Here is a 15,296-nt window from a genome sequence, read left to right on the forward strand (position 1 = left end):
TCATACTTTTGATAAAGTATACAAAATTAGTCGACTATTTTTCCATGAGCTATAAGATCATCATAACCACTATATTTTTCGCCGGTTTGTTGCAGACGACATCGGCCCAAACCAAACTTAAAACCGGTTTGTGGCGCGGCGCGCTTAAAACAGCATCGGGCACCGAAATCCCTTTTAATTTTGATGTAAAGGATATTGCCGGCAGTCAGCAACTGGCTATTATTAACGGCGCCGAAAGATTTAAGGTAACCGATGTAAGCACCAAAGGCGATTCGGTTTTTATACACATGCCCCTCTTTAATTCGGAATTTAAGCTGAAATTGGGTGACGGCGGCAACCTTAAAGGAAACTGGGTGCGCCACCTGGGGCAAAAAGATCTACTGGTGGAGTTTACTGCAACCCCAAATACCGCATGGCGATTTTTTAGCTCGCCAGAAAAACCGGCTTTTAATGTACACGGCCGCTGGTCGGCAGTTATTGGTGAGGGCGAAGGAAGGGATACCACCGTTGGCGAATTTAAACAGAACGGTGCCAAAATTACCGGCACCTTTTTAACCACCACCGGCGATTACCGCTACCTTGACGGCGTTGTAACCGGAGATAAAATGTACCTGTCATGCTTTGACGGCGGACACGCCTTTGTGTTTACCGCTACCATTAAAGATGGCCAAACCATTGCCAACGGCAAGTTTTATGCAGGTTATTCATCTATACAGCCCTGGGCTGCGGTTAAGGACGAGAACGCCAAACTGCCCGATGCTTACTCGCTCACCGCGCTTAAACCGGGTTTTAAAAAGATAGATTTTACTTTTAAGGACCTTAACGGCAAGGAAGTTTCGTTACAGGATGCACGCTATAAAAACAAAGTAGTAATTGTGCAGATATTGGGCTCATGGTGCCCAAATTGTATGGATGAAACCGCGTTTATGGTGCCCTACTACAAAAAATACCAATCAAAAGGTGTGGAGGTAATTGGCTTGGCGTATGAACGCACTACCGATTTTGCAAAATCACAAAAGGCATTGCAGCAGTTGAAAAACAGGTTTAATATCCCGTATCCCATTTTAATTACCGGCTATACCAGCGATAAGGTTGAAACCGCCAAAAGCCTGCCCATGCTGGCCAAAATAGTTGGCTTCCCTACTACCATAATTATTGATAAAAATGGCGATGTACGCAAAATCCACACCGGCTTTAGCGGCCCTGGAACCGGCGAACACTACACCGAATTTGTAAGCGAATTTGAAAAACTTACCGATGATCTGCTGGCTGAGAAGTAATCAACGTTAATGATTTAGGAATATCGAACGCTGAATTTCGAATGTTGAATAATGAAATGAGGATAGGGAAATTACCTTCTAATTCAATTTTCGGCTAAAGCCTTCTTTGGGTTTATTTATCCGTCCCATAAATGGGACGGCAATGAATTAAGATGCTGTGTTTGTGGTGCTGGAATGTTTTTCACTACCGTTGGTTTAGCCAAAGGATATTGAGAAGATTGGATTTAAGAAAAAATTTGTCATCGAGAGAGCAGGGATGGGTAAAAGCGTGGCGCGAAAGAGAAATCTTCTGCTGAATGCAAGCTTCTTATAGTATATCGCACAAGATTTTTCGCTGTCGCTCAAGAGAGCGTTTCTCACTTGTACCTCGTGTCCAAATGACAACTTTTTTTCATTGCCGTTGGCTTTAGCCAACGGTTATTGGGCGCCAACTAAAGGGCTTTAGCCAAAACTTGTCAATAAGGTATTTAAATATAATTCCCTTCGAAATTCGGAGTTCAGCATTCATTATTCGATGTTATCACCAAGTATGCTAAGGTACCGTTACGGCAATAGTGGGCGAGCGGTCGCTTTCATTTTTTAGCCTGTCGAGCGCGGTGATTACGTAAAAATAGGTTTTGCCTTTTTGTACGGTATTATCGTCGAAGGTAAGATCGGTATTGTACTGGATCTTAAGGATATTTTTAGGATCGTCGATATTTATTTTTTCATCCTCAAAACGATATATCACGTAGCCGTAAACAGGCTCTTCGTCCTTAGCCAGCGCCGGGGCAAGCCATTTGAGGATAACACCGGTGCGTAACGGGGCGGGTTTGGCGGTAACTTCGCGCGGTGGGTTTGGCGCAATAGAATCGCGCCAGAGCATTACCGGTGGCAGGGCCGGGTAACGGTAATAATTATCGCGCAGCGAATCGGTAAACCCCAATGGATTATTGGTTACTGAGTTTGAGCTAAAGTAAACGCTTCCCTGCACCCGTGGGTTGTTACGGATGAGGTTTATCTGATTGGGCAGTTGCGACGGACTTTTAAAAGCCAGTGTTTTACGCTCGTTGATACGATAGGCGGCCTGCCCTATGTAAAGGTGCCTGCCGTAGGTATTGTTGCTCCACCAATCCAATAACTTATCAAATGCGGCAGCGCGGTTGCCTATTGGCCAGTACAGCTGCGGGTTTATATAATCTACCCAGCCCTCTTTCATCCACTTGCGCGAATCGGCGTAGTTTTCATAGTATGACGAGCCGCCGCTGGTTTCAGAGCCTTCCACATTCTGCGCCTTGTTTGCCCATATCCCAAACGGACTAACACCAAATTTAATGTTGGGGTCATGCGCGTGTACGCTGTCGCCTATCATTTGTATCAGCAAATCAACGTTGTGACGGCGCCAGTCTTTTATGTTATCATATCCTTCGCCATATTTGGCATAGGTGTCTTCGTCATTAATTTTTTGGCCTGCAATGGGGTACGGGTAAAAATAATCGTCCATGTGTACACCATCTATATCGTAATTATCAACCACATCCAATATCACCTGTACAATATAATCTCTTACCTCGGGCAAACCAGGGTTAAATGTTTTGATACCGCCGTAGCTAAAAAACCACTCGGGCTTTATTTTAGTGATATGCTGCGGACTAAGTGCCGCAAAATTACCATCGAAAGTGGCCCGGTACGGGTTAAACCAGGCATGCAATTCCATACCGCGCTTGTGTGCCTCGGTAATGGCAAACTCCAATGGGTCATAAGCCGGGTTTGGTCCCAGGCCCTGTTTGCCCGTTAAATATTTTGACCAGGGCTCGCGGCTTTTGGCATAAAATGCATCGGCGGCGGGCCTTACCTGCAGCATTACGGCGTTTATACCGGTTTCCTGATGGCTGTTCAGGATGTTTAGTAATTCCTGTTTTTGTTTATCAGTAGTTAGTTTTGTGCTGCTTGGCCAATCAATATTTACTACTGTAGCTATCCATACGCCCCTAAATTCGCGCTTGGGTTGTGTTTTAATAAGCGGCGGCGCGTTTTCGGGTTCGGTGGGCTGCGCGCTCACGTTTGTTATGGTAAACAGGGTTACTATCAGGAGTATAAAGTGGCGGTATATATGCATCAAAAACGATTTACTTAAAAGCTGCAAAGATATAAACTCAAACGCAAGCAGTTTTATTATGCTTTATAAAATTTGCATGTATATTGTGATTTTAGCATATTGTGCTTAATTTTATCCGTCGCCAATACAATTTTAAAGCCTTCATTTTAATTATAAAATCATATTTTCAACCTTTTTACGTTCAATAGCGTAATTACTTAAATTATTAGGCGCGCTAAAAAACGCATTTTAAGCAGGTAATATCAATTAATATAGATATGCTTGTAAAAATTAAACACAAGGTTAAATGAGGGCTTTTAAAACAGCTTTGCCATTTAACTGTATTTAAAACTAAAACTATTTAATTGCTATGGAAAATCAATACGGGCAACAACCACCAAAAAAAAATTCGAATGTTATTTATTTCCTGATTGTGGTTGTGTTGGCTTTATTAGGAACCGATGTGTACCTGTATCTGCAAAAAAATAAGTCGGATGTAAGGATAGTTACACAGCAGGATGAGCAAACACAGTTAAAACGCGAACTTGATAGCCTGGAAGCACAGGTTGAGCAGGTAAACGCGGGCAAAGCAAAAATGTCTACCGAGTTAACCGCTAAAAACGACTCGCTGAGAGCCAAGATACAGGTATTAAGAACCCAGCTGGCTAAAGGTAAACTCACTAAGGCCGAACTTTCAAAGGCGCAGGAAGATGTAAAACAGCTGAGGTATTTTGTAACCAAATACACTGCTGATATTGAAGAACTGCATAAACAGAACGCAACGCTGACCACCGAGCGGGACACATTAAAAAGCAATTTAGCTACCGTTGCCAAAAAGGCCGATACCCTTGCCAAGCAAAACCAGGATCTGGATGCTAAGGTTAAAGTAGCGCAGGCCCTTAAGCTGGCAACATCAAATATAGTGGCCTACAAAATTAAAAGCAGCGGCAAAGAGGTTGACGTAACCCGCGCCAGTCCGGCCAAAAAAATCAAGATCAACTTTACCGTGGCCAGCAACAGTATAGCTACTAAGGATCTGCATGATATTTATATCCGCATTATTGACCCAACCGGCAACCTGATCACCCCTACAGATGGTGGTACTTTCAGCGCCGATGGTCAGGACCTGCAATACACCTATAAAACATCTATTGATTTTAAGGATGATGGCACCCAGTATACTATTGATTGGGTTAACCCTGCGCCTTTCCAAAAAGGTACCTATACCGTATTGCTTTATGCAGATGGCGGTACCATGGGCAAAACAGGTTTCACGCTTAAATAAAATCAAAAGTCCTCTCCTTTGGAGAGGATTTAGGTGAGGCTAAAAAGCCCTGTTCCGGTAAACGGAACAGGGCTTTTGCTTTGCTGATTGTTACAGGTTAAAGAAATTATACTCCAGCCTTATCAAATACATATTGCGGCTGTTGCGGATCATATCGTTATAAAGCGGGGTGCGATAAGAAAGATCAACCCGGCAAACACTGTTAAAAATAAACTGAACGGCCGGTGCGGCATCCAGGTAGCTTTGCCCTTTACCGGGGTTGGTTTTGCCCAGCAGTTCGGCATAAATATTAACGTTTACCTGGCTATAGTTACGATAGCTTTTAGGGAACAGCAGGTAACCGGCCGATAGCGTGTAAGCCGCCGCGTTTTTAGCCTGATATGTCGGTAGATCATATCCCCCGCGGTTATCGAAAGCCCGCAAATAACTCGCCGAACCGGATAACGCCAGCTTGTGCAGCAGCTGGGTGAACACCACGCCGCTTTGCAGGCCCGAATTATCGCCCTCTAACGATATTTCCTGGTTGGGCAGGGGATTGTTGATGCTGGCCAGTTTGGCAAACACAGCGCCCCTGAAATGCCGCTGCACCGTATCAATAGATAGGAAACGGTACTTGGCATATACACTGCCACCTTCAAAATGCTGATTGTTGCTGTAATAATCAGATACGTAGGCCGAACCATGCACCATCAGGTGGCGGCTAACGCCATACATGGCTTCAAAGGTACTGCGGTTTTTATGGCCGGTTTTAAAAAAGCCCTGGTTCTCCAGGCGCAAGCCTAATGATCCGGTGGCCATGTTGCTGGCGGGTTCGGTATTTACATACAGCTCCTGCGCAAATAGCGGGCATGCCAAAAGCGTGAGGCAAATAGCCAATAAGATAGTCTTCATAAAAATGGGAATTTAATGGGGCTATCTATATAGTTAAATGATAAACACGACCGCTTGCCGGGGTTGCATCCGTAACCTGGCCCAGGTATTTTTTTGATACCGCCTTTGGCGCAAAACCATTATCAACCACGGTAAGATCAACATTGCCGTTAAGTAATTTGTTAGGGGCGTTCAACAACCTGTAGGTATCGCCGGCGTAGTTAAAATTGTTATTGGCAACTTTGGTGTTATCAAAGTTAAAAGTGGCTTTAAGGTTATTTACTGAGAAACCTGCTCCCTGCACCTTCTTGCTGATGAGCTCCAGGTTTACGGGCGCATTGCTTTTAAAGGTAATGAGGTATAAATTACGCTCGAGGTCTGTTTTAATATCGCCTATGAATGGCAGTGTGCGTAATGCCTTTTCGGTAGATTTTGCACATAGTGCACAGGTAAGGCCGCTAACCTGTAATTCGGCTTTGGTGAACTGGGCCTTTGCGGCGCTAACAGTTACACAAAATATAAGAATGAATATTTTAATGGTTTTCATTTGATCGTTGAATTAATTGTTGGAAAATAAACTACGCCTGGTAATTGCCAGGGTAATGGTGCTTACAATTAATGACGATCAGATACGGAAAATACAATTTTTAATAAAAGATGCGATACTTTGCCGGGGAACATCGGGCGGGGCACGGTCGAAAAGTTTTTCGATTGTGTTATGCGGCGCCGTAAAGAAGATGTTGCTGAATGGCAGGCGCGACAACTCAAACCCAAACAGCTTTGCCAAAACAGATGCAGGTTCGGCCTGGTGGGCGTCTTTTACCTTTACCTGTAGCTGGCTATCCTTGCAGCATTTCATTTTGCTGGTTTTAGGCATATCGCAGCCAATGGCCGGCGAATTAATTTTTACCGATGCAACATGGGTGCCGCAATAATGCAGATTAAGAGCAAAGCCCAGCACTGTAACGGTGTACAGCATGGTTAACAATATGGCTCCTGATCTTTTCAGCATATTGCAAAAATAAGTTATTAACTTGTTGATTACAAAATGTTTTTATCGGTTGATTATTCTCTAAGTGTTCGTAAAATTGAATTTTATAGAATTTTGTCATTTCGATAGAGCGAGATGGGCTGTGTGTGGTGCGAAAGAGAAATCTTATACTTAATATATATCGGATAAATACAGTCTGCATACAAAGGGGTATAAGATTTTTCGCTTTCGCTCAAGAGATAGTTTCTCACTCGTACCTCGTTTCGAAATGACAAACTTTTTATTTATTGTTTTTGCTGGACTAACGCTACTGCCATAAAAAACAAGAACCCAGCCTTGCTGGCCGGGTTCTTAAAAATTAACTTGATCTTATTATATTAACTATTTATTATTGAGCAGCTTGTTTTGCTTGTTGTTTCATTGTAGAGTTTGCAACAATTACAATTTCAACCCTGCGGTTTTGTGAACGTCCGTCAACTGTAGTATTATCTGCAATTGGTTCAGACTCGCCTTTACCCTGGGTTTGTAAACGTGCTGCGGCAACGTTGCCAGCAACAATATATGATTTCACAGATTCGGCCCTGCGAACAGACAGATCCATGTTGTAAGCGTCAGAACCGGTGTTATCTGTATGGCCAACAATTAAAATATTGGTTTCAGGGTTTTTTTGCAATGATGCTGCAAGGTTTTGCAGGTTAGATTGTGCAGCAGGTTTAAGATCTGATTTATTGGTATCAAACAAAATACCCGAATCAAATTTTACCAAAATACCTTCACCTTCGCGGGTTACTGTTGCACCCGGCACGGTTTGTTTAATTTCGGCAGCTTGCCTGTCCATATTCCGGCCAATGAATGCACCAGCAGTACCACCAACAGCGCCACCTATAATTGCACCTAAAGCAGTATTTCCTGCGGCTTTACCTATTAAAGCGCCAACTGTACCGCCCGCACCCGCACCAATTGCGGCACCTTTTTGTGTTTTGGTTAATGAGTTACAGCCCGAACCGATAATGCCTAATGATGCTAAAGCTATACTTAAAGTAGCTACTTTGATTTTAAGAGATTTCATAATAATTATGATATGTTTTTTATACCTGTTTGCAAAGCAAATGCCAAATACCGCATTTGAACTTATTATATATAAAAGGGGCCAATTACCTACTGTAGCTTTAATTTTTTAATATTTACGAAAGTGGATTGCGCAACCCAGACCTGCCATTTGCAAAAAATGCCATACACCGACTTGTTTTTAGTACAGTAAAGTAACGGTTTGGTTACAAATGGGGAAAGGAAGCCTCATAGCCTCACCTAAACGGCGAAGCCCTCACGTAATAATCCTCTTAAATGTGAGGCCTTTTGATTTGTTTTGCTGAAAATGATTTTCAGCTCCCTCTCCTTTGGAGAGGGCTGGGGTGAGGCTAATTCACAATTATTAAAGTAGCCGGAAAAATGAGTTTAAATGTGCTGCCGATATCTTTTTCTGACGATACATCAATTTCGATATCATGAAAGGCGGCAATTGATTTTACAATGGGCAGGCCAAGGCCAAAACTATCCTGCTGTAATGATTGTCTGAATTTTTTAAAGCGGTTAAATATCAGCGGTATAGCATCAGCATCAATACCTATCCCGGTATCGGTTATGCTTATCAGGAATTTATCATGAACCGCCACGCCCACTATTTTTATAGAGCCGCCCTCTTTATTGTACTTAATGGCGTTATTAATAAGGTTAAAAAACAGGTTAAACAGCAAAAATTTATTAATGTTGATCATCTGCCAGCTTTCGGGCATTGACATCTCGTAGTCGATGTTTTTATCCTGCAGGCGAATAGAAATTTCGTCATAAACATCCTGCAGCAATTCACTAACCGACACTTTGTCTTCCTTCAAAAACTGTTCGTTCTCTATTTGTGATATCAGCAGCAGGGTTTTGGTAATGCTTTTTAGCCGGTTCAGGATCTTTTGCATCTCCAGCAGCCGCACCTTCAGGTCGTCGTTAATATCCTCTTCCTCAAACATGTTCTCAATTTTTGATTGCAGGATAGATATGGGCGTCATTAACTCATGCGATGCATTGGAAATAAACTCCCGCTCTTTATGAAATTTATCGGCAATGGTTTCAATCATGGTGTGGATGCTGAGATCGAGGTGCTCAAAATCCGACGTGGTGGTGCGCACTTTGCGGTACGACTGAAAATTGGGGAACTTTTGCCCAACCAGCTTGGTTTTTATGATCAGCCTCAACGGTTTAAGCACGTAGTTGGAGTAAAACTGATCGGCCAGGATGGTAAGCAATATCATCCCCAGTAATACCTGGAAAGCAATGTTTTGCAGCGGAATACTGGTTTCATCAAGCGTATCCACACTTTTGCCAATTTCCAGCAGGTAGTTTTTATTTTTTACTTTAAAGGTGTGGCTCAGAATGCGGTATTCCAGCGTATCGCCTTCGCTGAATAAACGCTTGCCCCTTTTTATAGTATCTAAAAAAAAGTTGGGGTCAACCTCATCCAAACTAATGTATTCGTCTTTAAGCGGCAGGTAACTTCCGTAGCCCTCGCCGTTTTCTATATAGGTTTCAATGCCTTTGCTTTTTACTATTTGCAGCAGCTTGTTTTTTTGTTTGATGAGCTTGCTATCAACATAGTTGCTGGTGATATTTTTTATCAATACGGGTACCAGCAATACAAATAGTACTACGATCACCAGTTTTGATATGGCGTTAAAAAGCGTAAGTTTTGTTCTGAGTTTCAATACTTAGGCGTTGATCTTAATTTTATAGCCAAGCCCCCGTACGGTTTCCAGCCAATCGGGCGAGGCAAAGGCATTTAATTTTTTGCGGATATTTTTTATGTGGGCGTCTATATAGTTGCTGTCGTAATCATTATTAACCACGCTGCCCCAAATATGTTCGCTTAGCTGCATGCGGGTAAGTGTGCGGTTTTTGTGTAAAATTAAATACGCTATAAGGTCAAATTCCTTTTTGGTGATGGTGTTTATCACACTGTGCCCGTATGATATGGTGCGGTTGCTGAGGTCAATCAAAAAGCCGCTTAAATCAATAATGTTATTTTTTACCCCAAACTTACGGCGAATGATGGCCTGCATACGACTTTGCAATTCCAGTAACGAAAAAGGTTTGGGCAAATAATCATCGGCACCGAGGTCGAGGCCCTTGATACGGTCGGTTATTTCGGCGCGGGCGGTGAGGATAATACAGGCCGCCTCCGATTCATTACGCTTGGCTTCCTTCAGCAGATCCAGGCCGTCGTAATCCGGTAAACCCAGATCTATCAGTATAAAATCATACAAGTTGGTAGCAATTTTTTCAGATGCCGATGCCCCGTCGAAACAAACCTCGCAGATGTAATTGTAATTGGTTAAAAATATTTCCAGTTCCTGTGCAAGGGCTTTTTCGTCTTCTATGATCAATACGTTCATATATGTACCGGCTTAATAAAAAACGTAATAAAAGGTAAAGTTAAAAAATGATTCCTTGCGATTTTGAAGTATGCCTTCCACGTTTACGGGGATAGAATACCGCCACGAGGCTTCCAGCGTATAATGCGGCCGGTTGTATGCAAGCGGTATTTTAAAGCTGTAATTAAGCATATTAAACTTGCGGTTGTAATTGGCCAGGTAAGGGTCGTTATGTACGTATATATTATCTATTTCCTGGTGCTGAAAACGGTGATCAAAAGAATAGCGCTGTACAAAATTCTGGGTACCCATTATAAAGTTAAAGGATGGGTTAAGCGACAGAAAATCCTTATCGTCAAAAACACTCCAGCTGCTTTCAAAGTATTTGGAGTTGGTTACTGTTAAAAATATATCGTTGGATTTGCCAAAAAGGTAATCAACAATAGCACTTGTTTTAAACAGGTGCCAATCATATGAGTTTTTTACGTTGATATCATTTGTTGATGCCGATTTTATAACGTTGGCGTTTTTATTAAAGATAAAACGGGTATAGCTTGCCGTGCTGGTAAATGATTTTGAAAATCTATAAAAATATCCGCCGCCTACATCTACTTCATCAACAGGGGCATAACCTAATACCTTTAACAGCGAGCCGTAAACAAAGAAGCCCGATTTTGAATTATAAATAATATCGCCGTTAAAAAAAGGATATTTAATAGGCCCGGTACGACCAAAGAAAAGTGCATCGCTGCCATAATTGATCCCTACAGACAGGGATTGCTTACGCTTAACAACCGTATCGGTATCGGCAACCATATGACTATCATTACCGGTATAGGAAATTGAATTTAACCCAGCAGCATATAAGGCATTACTGCCGGCAACAAAAAAAAGTAAGCAAAGTAACTTCATCAATAATGGGTAAATTGTGTAACCTGTTTAATTGCCATTTCTTCGCGGTATTTCCGGCGGACGCTCCAGTCCCTCGGGCCGGCGCTGTCTTTTGGGTTTGGCTTTGGGCTTGGCGGGCACGGTGTTGTCGGTTTCGTCAACCTTTTCGGGCTTTGCCTGGCGTTTGGCCTTTGCTACCTCTTTAATTTTATTTTTTTCGTCCTGCTCCTGCTTTTGTTTTTCCTTTTTTGATAACGCAGTATCAGCCAATGCATTGCTATACTGCCGCACAAATGTACTTTTATCATTAAAAACGGGGGCAAACCGGCTATTGTTAACGCCGGCAGATGATAAACAGGGTGCAAATATCAATAACAGGACAATATACGCAAACCACTTTATCATTGAGAGGAAGAAAAACTTAAAATTATATTCAAATATCGGTCAAATTAAACAGTTAAACCCAATGGGCGAAGCACTGTTGATAACAATTGCTTTAAATTTCTTTTTTTATAAAGCACACAATTAAGCGCGCCTTATAAAGCACATTTACCGGTTTAATGAGGATAAGGGTTTAATTATAAAAATAGGGGTATTTATCAGATGCTGATATCTTTTGACGTGTAAACACGGTTTTGATCGTCAATTATGATACAAGCAATTTGGTTTAATTGGTTTATGAGGTACATGCCGCCATTAACACCAATGTTAATAACGGGTGTAGCCATAGCGTCGGCAAGCTCGGCTGTTGGGCTTACTATGCTTACGCTTTTAATTTCGCTTACCGGGAAGCCTTTTTTTGCATGGATGCTACCTTTTAAAGGTCTGTTGCCAATACTTGCAAATTTTTCGGTATTTACAGATGTAGCGAAAGCCAGGTTGCTGATGTCTAAATCTGCAAATGGCTGGTTCCTTTGCTCCGGATCGGCTGCTGCAACGGTCCATGGTTCAAAATCGGGTTGTGTACCCCAGGTAAGCAAATCGCCGCCGGCATTAATAACACCGCTGCTTACACCGTTCATTTGTAATACGTATTTGGCCCTGTCGGCAGCATAACCGCGACTGTTGGCACCAAAGCCTATACGCATACCTTTTTCTTTTAAAAATACGGTTTGCGTTGCGGCATCAAGCACAACATTTTGATAGTTGGCAAGCACTACCGAGTACGGCGCGGTTTTAACAGTTTGGTTACCGGCAAAGGTATTATCGTTATTATAGGCGTTGTTATCAACAAGGTAGGTGATATCAAAAGTGCCATAAGTAAGTTCAGATATTTGCAAAGCACGGCTAATAAGCCTGAATATTTCGCCATCGGCCTTTACCGGGGCAATACCAGCGTTGCGGTTTATCTGGTTAATGTTGCTATCATCACTAAAAGCCGAAAGCAATTTCTCGACCCTGTTAATTTCATCAACAGCAATTTCAATTTGTTCATCGGCAAGTAAAGGATCATTCCCCACCACACTAATCTCAAATTTATCGCCCATTAAACGTAAAGTACGTTTGTAGGTAGTTAAATTGTTATTTAAAGTTTTTACAGCCAGCATAAATTAAAAATTTATCGTCAAAAAAATAAATAGTGATGGGTTTCAATAAAAACCATGACGTAAATAGCAGTCAAAGCGCTACATCACTCCTTTACAAAAACTAAATTAGATGGCTTATATGAAATTAAGATGAAAACGGGATTGCGATTAATGTAATACTCAGAATTTTACATTAATTAACATTAAGATGAGAAAGGAAGCGGGAAATAAGTAGAAATATCAAAAAAGGGCCGTTTGCTATTATGCAAACCGACCCTTTTTGAATTTATGTGCCCGTTGTTTAAAAAGCTTAAACTACAGTACCTTCTTTTAATTTTTCGGCGTTCTCTGCAAATTGCAGGGCTTCCATAACATCCTGCAGATCGCCGTTCATAACGCCAACCAGGTTATATATGGTTAAGCCTATGCGATGCTCGGTTAAGCGGCCCTGCGGGTAGTTATAGGTACGTACTTTGGCAGATCTGTCGCCGGTTGATACCATTGTTTTACGTTTTTTGGAGGTTTCTTCCAGGTGTTTCTGCAACTCCATTTCGTAAACCCTTGAACGTAATACCTGTAAAGCCTTATCGTAATTTTTTAATTGCGATTTTTGATCCTGGCACTGCGCCACAATACCCGTAGGTAAGTGGGTTAACCTTACTGCCGAATACGTAGTATTTACAGATTGACCACCCGGACCAGACGCGCAGAACAAATCCTTACGGATATCGCTTACCTGCAAATCAATATCAAACTCATCAACCTCGGGCAATACCACTACTGATGCTGCCGAAGTATGTACCCTGCCCTGTGTTTCAGTATCTGGCACGCGCTGTACGCGGTGTACGCCCGATTCATATTTCAGTGTGCCGTAAGCGTCTTCGGCATTTACGTTAAATACAATTTCCTTGTAGCCACCGCTTGTGCCTTCGGTATAGTCAACCAATTCGGTTTTCCAGCCGCGTTTTTCGCAATAGCGCATATACATACGGTAAAGATCGCCCGCAAAAAGGGCAGCCTCATCACCACCGGTACCACCACGAATTTCCACAAGGGCATTCTTGGTATCTTCCGGATCTTTAGGTATCAGCATCAGGCGTATCTGCTCTTCCTTTTCTTCCTGCTGGGTTAGCAGCTCGTCCAGTTCAGATTTTGCCATTTCGCGAAATTCCTCGTCCTTTTCAGTCGCCAGAATTTCTTTGTTGCTATCAATATTGCTCATAATGTTGCGGTATATATTATACTCGTCAACAATTTTGGCAAGGTCTTTATATTCTTTATTTAACTGGGCATAGCGCTTCATATCCTGCATTACTTCAGGATTGCTCAGTTCACCTTCTACGTTTTTCCAGCGTTGAAATATCAGTTCTAATTTCTCTAACATATACTTTTTTGAAAAATCAATTGCAGGTTGTTATGCTGCGGCTTTGCGCTGCTGTAATTCCGGTTGTAAAAAGTTTTACGTTTTAATCGGGTTTATGTTTACTGGCGCATTGCAAAAAACGCACAAAATTACGCATTTCCGGGCATATATTTATTCAGTACAATGTAAGTTGTTTTTGCAAATGGTTCATAGGTCATAGTATACATATGTCATTGGCTATGAACCATGATCTATTAACTATCAACGCGCTCAAAATATTCCAGCGTAACATTGTCGCCATCAAACACGGCGTAGGTATTGTAATTAACCCACTCGCCCAGGTTTATGTAACGGCTTTGGGGGGTAAGCTGAATATCAAGCGGTAAATGGCGGTGACCAAAAATAAGGTAATCGTAAAAATTGGTTTGCAGTTCTTCGCGACAAAAAGTAACCAGCCACTCCTGTTCGTCAGGCTTGGGGTTTTCTTTTTTCTTATGGCTTATCCGGCTATGCTCTGACCAATAATTGGCTATCCCCACGCCCAAATTGGGATGCAGGCGGGCAAAAAGCCATTGGCAAAACCCGCTCCGAAAAAAATTCTTTAAAACTTTATAAAATCCATCGCCGGGGCCCAGGCCATCGCCATGGTGCAGGAAAAACTTTTTACCGTTCCGTTCTATCTTCAGTTCATCGCTGATGATAGTAGCGCCCAATTCCTTTTCAAAGTAATTGAACATCCACATATCGTGATTGCCCTTAAACATATAAAGCTTTACCCCCATGCCCGTAAGCTCGGCCAGTTTGCCCAAGAAACGGATGTAACCGCGCGGCACAACCGTTTTATATTCAAACCAAAAATCAAAAACATCGCCCATTAAAAACAGTTCGGCGGCATCATCTTTTATGGAATCAAGCCAGCGCACTATCCTGTCCTCGCGTTCGCGGCTCCCGGCATAGCTGCCAGCCCCCAGATGAAAATCAGATGCGAAATAAAGTTTGTTACGGGTTGGCATACCCGCAAAAGTACGTTTTAACCGCGAAAGGAAAAAGCCTCACCCCAAACAGCCTCACCTAAATCCTCTCCAAAGGAGAGGACTTTTGATTTGCTTTGTTGAAAAGGATTTTAAGCCCCCTCTCCTTTGGAGAGGGCCGGGGTGAGGCTGTTGGGCTGAGGCTGCTTAATTGCCCAACTTTAATTATATTTATACGATGAAAAAAATATTACTATCAGCATTATTGCTCATCGCTTTTGCAGGAGCTGCAAAAGCGCAGCATGCGTTTAACGCTGCCGATTTTAAAGCCAACCTGGGCAAAACCGGCACTTTGTGCGATACCGTATATTCGCTTAAAATTGTAAGCGATACCCTTACCCTGCTTAATATGGGGGCGGCCTTTCCGCATCAAAAATATACTATAGCCGTTAAAGGCAATAAAACCACGCTTGATCTGCCGCATATTAAGGGCAAAGGCATTTGCGTTACCGGCGTTTTTGAAATGTTTAAGAACCAGCCCGAGATTGTAGCCAGTCGCCCCGAGCAGTTTGAGGTGCATTAAATGCAAAAAAGGCATTGGGTTTTTGCCCGATGCCTTTTTT

General features: G+C 42.4%; 15 protein-coding genes. 3 read left to right on the forward strand and 12 right to left on the reverse strand.

The window, feature by feature from the left end; all coding sequences use genetic code 11:
- Nucleotides 1–8 precede the first annotated feature (8 nt).
- Nucleotides 9–1,280, forward strand: coding sequence for a peroxiredoxin family protein (locus BLS59_RS19185; RefSeq protein WP_240315282.1), 1,272 nt, complete (start codon nucleotides 9–11; stop codon nucleotides 1,278–1,280).
- A gap of 532 nt (nucleotides 1,281–1,812) precedes the next feature.
- On the opposite strand, the gene BLS59_RS19190 is transcribed toward BLS59_RS19185, so the two are convergent.
- Nucleotides 1,813–3,378 carry a glycoside hydrolase family 10-like protein gene (locus BLS59_RS19190; protein WP_091151573.1) on the reverse strand — a complete coding sequence of 522 codons (1,566 nt, stop codon included), beginning with the start codon at nucleotides 3,376–3,378 and terminating at the stop codon, nucleotides 1,813–1,815.
- Nucleotides 3,379–3,727: 349 nt separating this feature from the next.
- Here BLS59_RS19190 and BLS59_RS19195 point away from each other — a divergent pair, with 349 nt between their 5' ends.
- Nucleotides 3,728–4,642 (forward strand): hypothetical protein, encoded by a 915-nt coding sequence (locus tag BLS59_RS19195; RefSeq protein ID WP_091151575.1) that lies wholly within the window; start codon nucleotides 3,728–3,730, stop codon nucleotides 4,640–4,642.
- A 90-nt stretch (nucleotides 4,643–4,732) separates the two neighbouring features.
- Here the strand turns inward: BLS59_RS19195 and BLS59_RS19200 are convergent, their stop codons facing one another.
- The 11 genes from BLS59_RS19200 to BLS59_RS19250 form a co-directional block, all read right to left on the reverse strand.
- Nucleotides 4,733–5,533 carry a hypothetical protein gene (locus BLS59_RS19200; protein WP_091151577.1) on the reverse strand — a complete coding sequence of 267 codons (801 nt, stop codon included), beginning with the start codon at nucleotides 5,531–5,533 and terminating at the stop codon, nucleotides 4,733–4,735.
- Nucleotides 5,534–5,558: 25 nt separating this feature from the next.
- Entirely contained in the window at nucleotides 5,559–6,059 is a 501-nt protein-coding gene (locus tag BLS59_RS19205) for a heavy-metal-associated domain-containing protein (protein WP_091151579.1), read from the reverse strand.
- A gap of 78 nt (nucleotides 6,060–6,137) precedes the next feature.
- Nucleotides 6,138–6,524, reverse strand: coding sequence for an HYC_CC_PP family protein (locus tag BLS59_RS19210; RefSeq protein WP_091151581.1), 387 nt, complete (start codon nucleotides 6,522–6,524; stop codon nucleotides 6,138–6,140).
- Between the two features lie 367 nt (nucleotides 6,525–6,891).
- The gene (locus BLS59_RS19215; protein ID WP_091151583.1) at nucleotides 6,892–7,572 is read right to left on the reverse strand and encodes a YiaD family glycine zipper/OmpA-like lipoprotein; all 681 of its coding nucleotides are present in this window, start codon (nucleotides 7,570–7,572) and stop codon (nucleotides 6,892–6,894) included.
- A 349-nt stretch (nucleotides 7,573–7,921) separates the two neighbouring features.
- Nucleotides 7,922–9,256: a sensor histidine kinase gene (locus BLS59_RS19220; RefSeq protein ID WP_091151585.1), complete on the reverse strand. Its 1,335-nt coding sequence runs from the start codon at nucleotides 9,254–9,256 to the stop codon at nucleotides 7,922–7,924.
- A 3-nt stretch (nucleotides 9,257–9,259) separates the two neighbouring features.
- A complete protein-coding gene (locus BLS59_RS19225; RefSeq protein WP_091151586.1) occupies nucleotides 9,260–9,943 on the reverse strand; it encodes a response regulator transcription factor in 684 nt (227 codons plus the stop codon).
- Between the two features lie 12 nt (nucleotides 9,944–9,955).
- Nucleotides 9,956–10,834 carry a hypothetical protein gene (locus tag BLS59_RS19230; RefSeq protein WP_091151588.1) on the reverse strand — a complete coding sequence of 293 codons (879 nt, stop codon included), beginning with the start codon at nucleotides 10,832–10,834 and terminating at the stop codon, nucleotides 9,956–9,958.
- A 27-nt stretch (nucleotides 10,835–10,861) separates the two neighbouring features.
- The gene (locus BLS59_RS31665; RefSeq protein ID WP_091151590.1) at nucleotides 10,862–11,218 is read right to left on the reverse strand and encodes a hypothetical protein; all 357 of its coding nucleotides are present in this window, start codon (nucleotides 11,216–11,218) and stop codon (nucleotides 10,862–10,864) included.
- A 194-nt stretch (nucleotides 11,219–11,412) separates the two neighbouring features.
- A complete protein-coding gene (locus BLS59_RS19240) occupies nucleotides 11,413–12,360 on the reverse strand; it encodes an FAD:protein FMN transferase (protein WP_091151591.1) in 948 nt (315 codons plus the stop codon).
- A gap of 289 nt (nucleotides 12,361–12,649) precedes the next feature.
- Nucleotides 12,650–13,723, reverse strand: coding sequence for a peptide chain release factor 1 (gene prfA, locus BLS59_RS19245; protein ID WP_091151593.1), 1,074 nt, complete (start codon nucleotides 13,721–13,723; stop codon nucleotides 12,650–12,652).
- Nucleotides 13,724–13,956: 233 nt separating this feature from the next.
- Nucleotides 13,957–14,715: a UDP-2,3-diacylglucosamine diphosphatase gene (locus tag BLS59_RS19250; protein ID WP_091151595.1), complete on the reverse strand. Its 759-nt coding sequence runs from the start codon at nucleotides 14,713–14,715 to the stop codon at nucleotides 13,957–13,959.
- A gap of 196 nt (nucleotides 14,716–14,911) precedes the next feature.
- Here BLS59_RS19250 and BLS59_RS19255 point away from each other — a divergent pair, with 196 nt between their 5' ends.
- Nucleotides 14,912–15,256 carry a hypothetical protein gene (locus BLS59_RS19255; protein WP_091151596.1) on the forward strand — a complete coding sequence of 115 codons (345 nt, stop codon included), beginning with the start codon at nucleotides 14,912–14,914 and terminating at the stop codon, nucleotides 15,254–15,256.
- Nucleotides 15,257–15,296: the final 40 nt, after the last annotated feature.

The sequence above is a fragment of the Mucilaginibacter pineti genome (assembly GCF_900101875.1).
GTDB classification, from domain to species: domain Bacteria; phylum Bacteroidota; class Bacteroidia; order Sphingobacteriales; family Sphingobacteriaceae; genus Mucilaginibacter; species Mucilaginibacter pineti.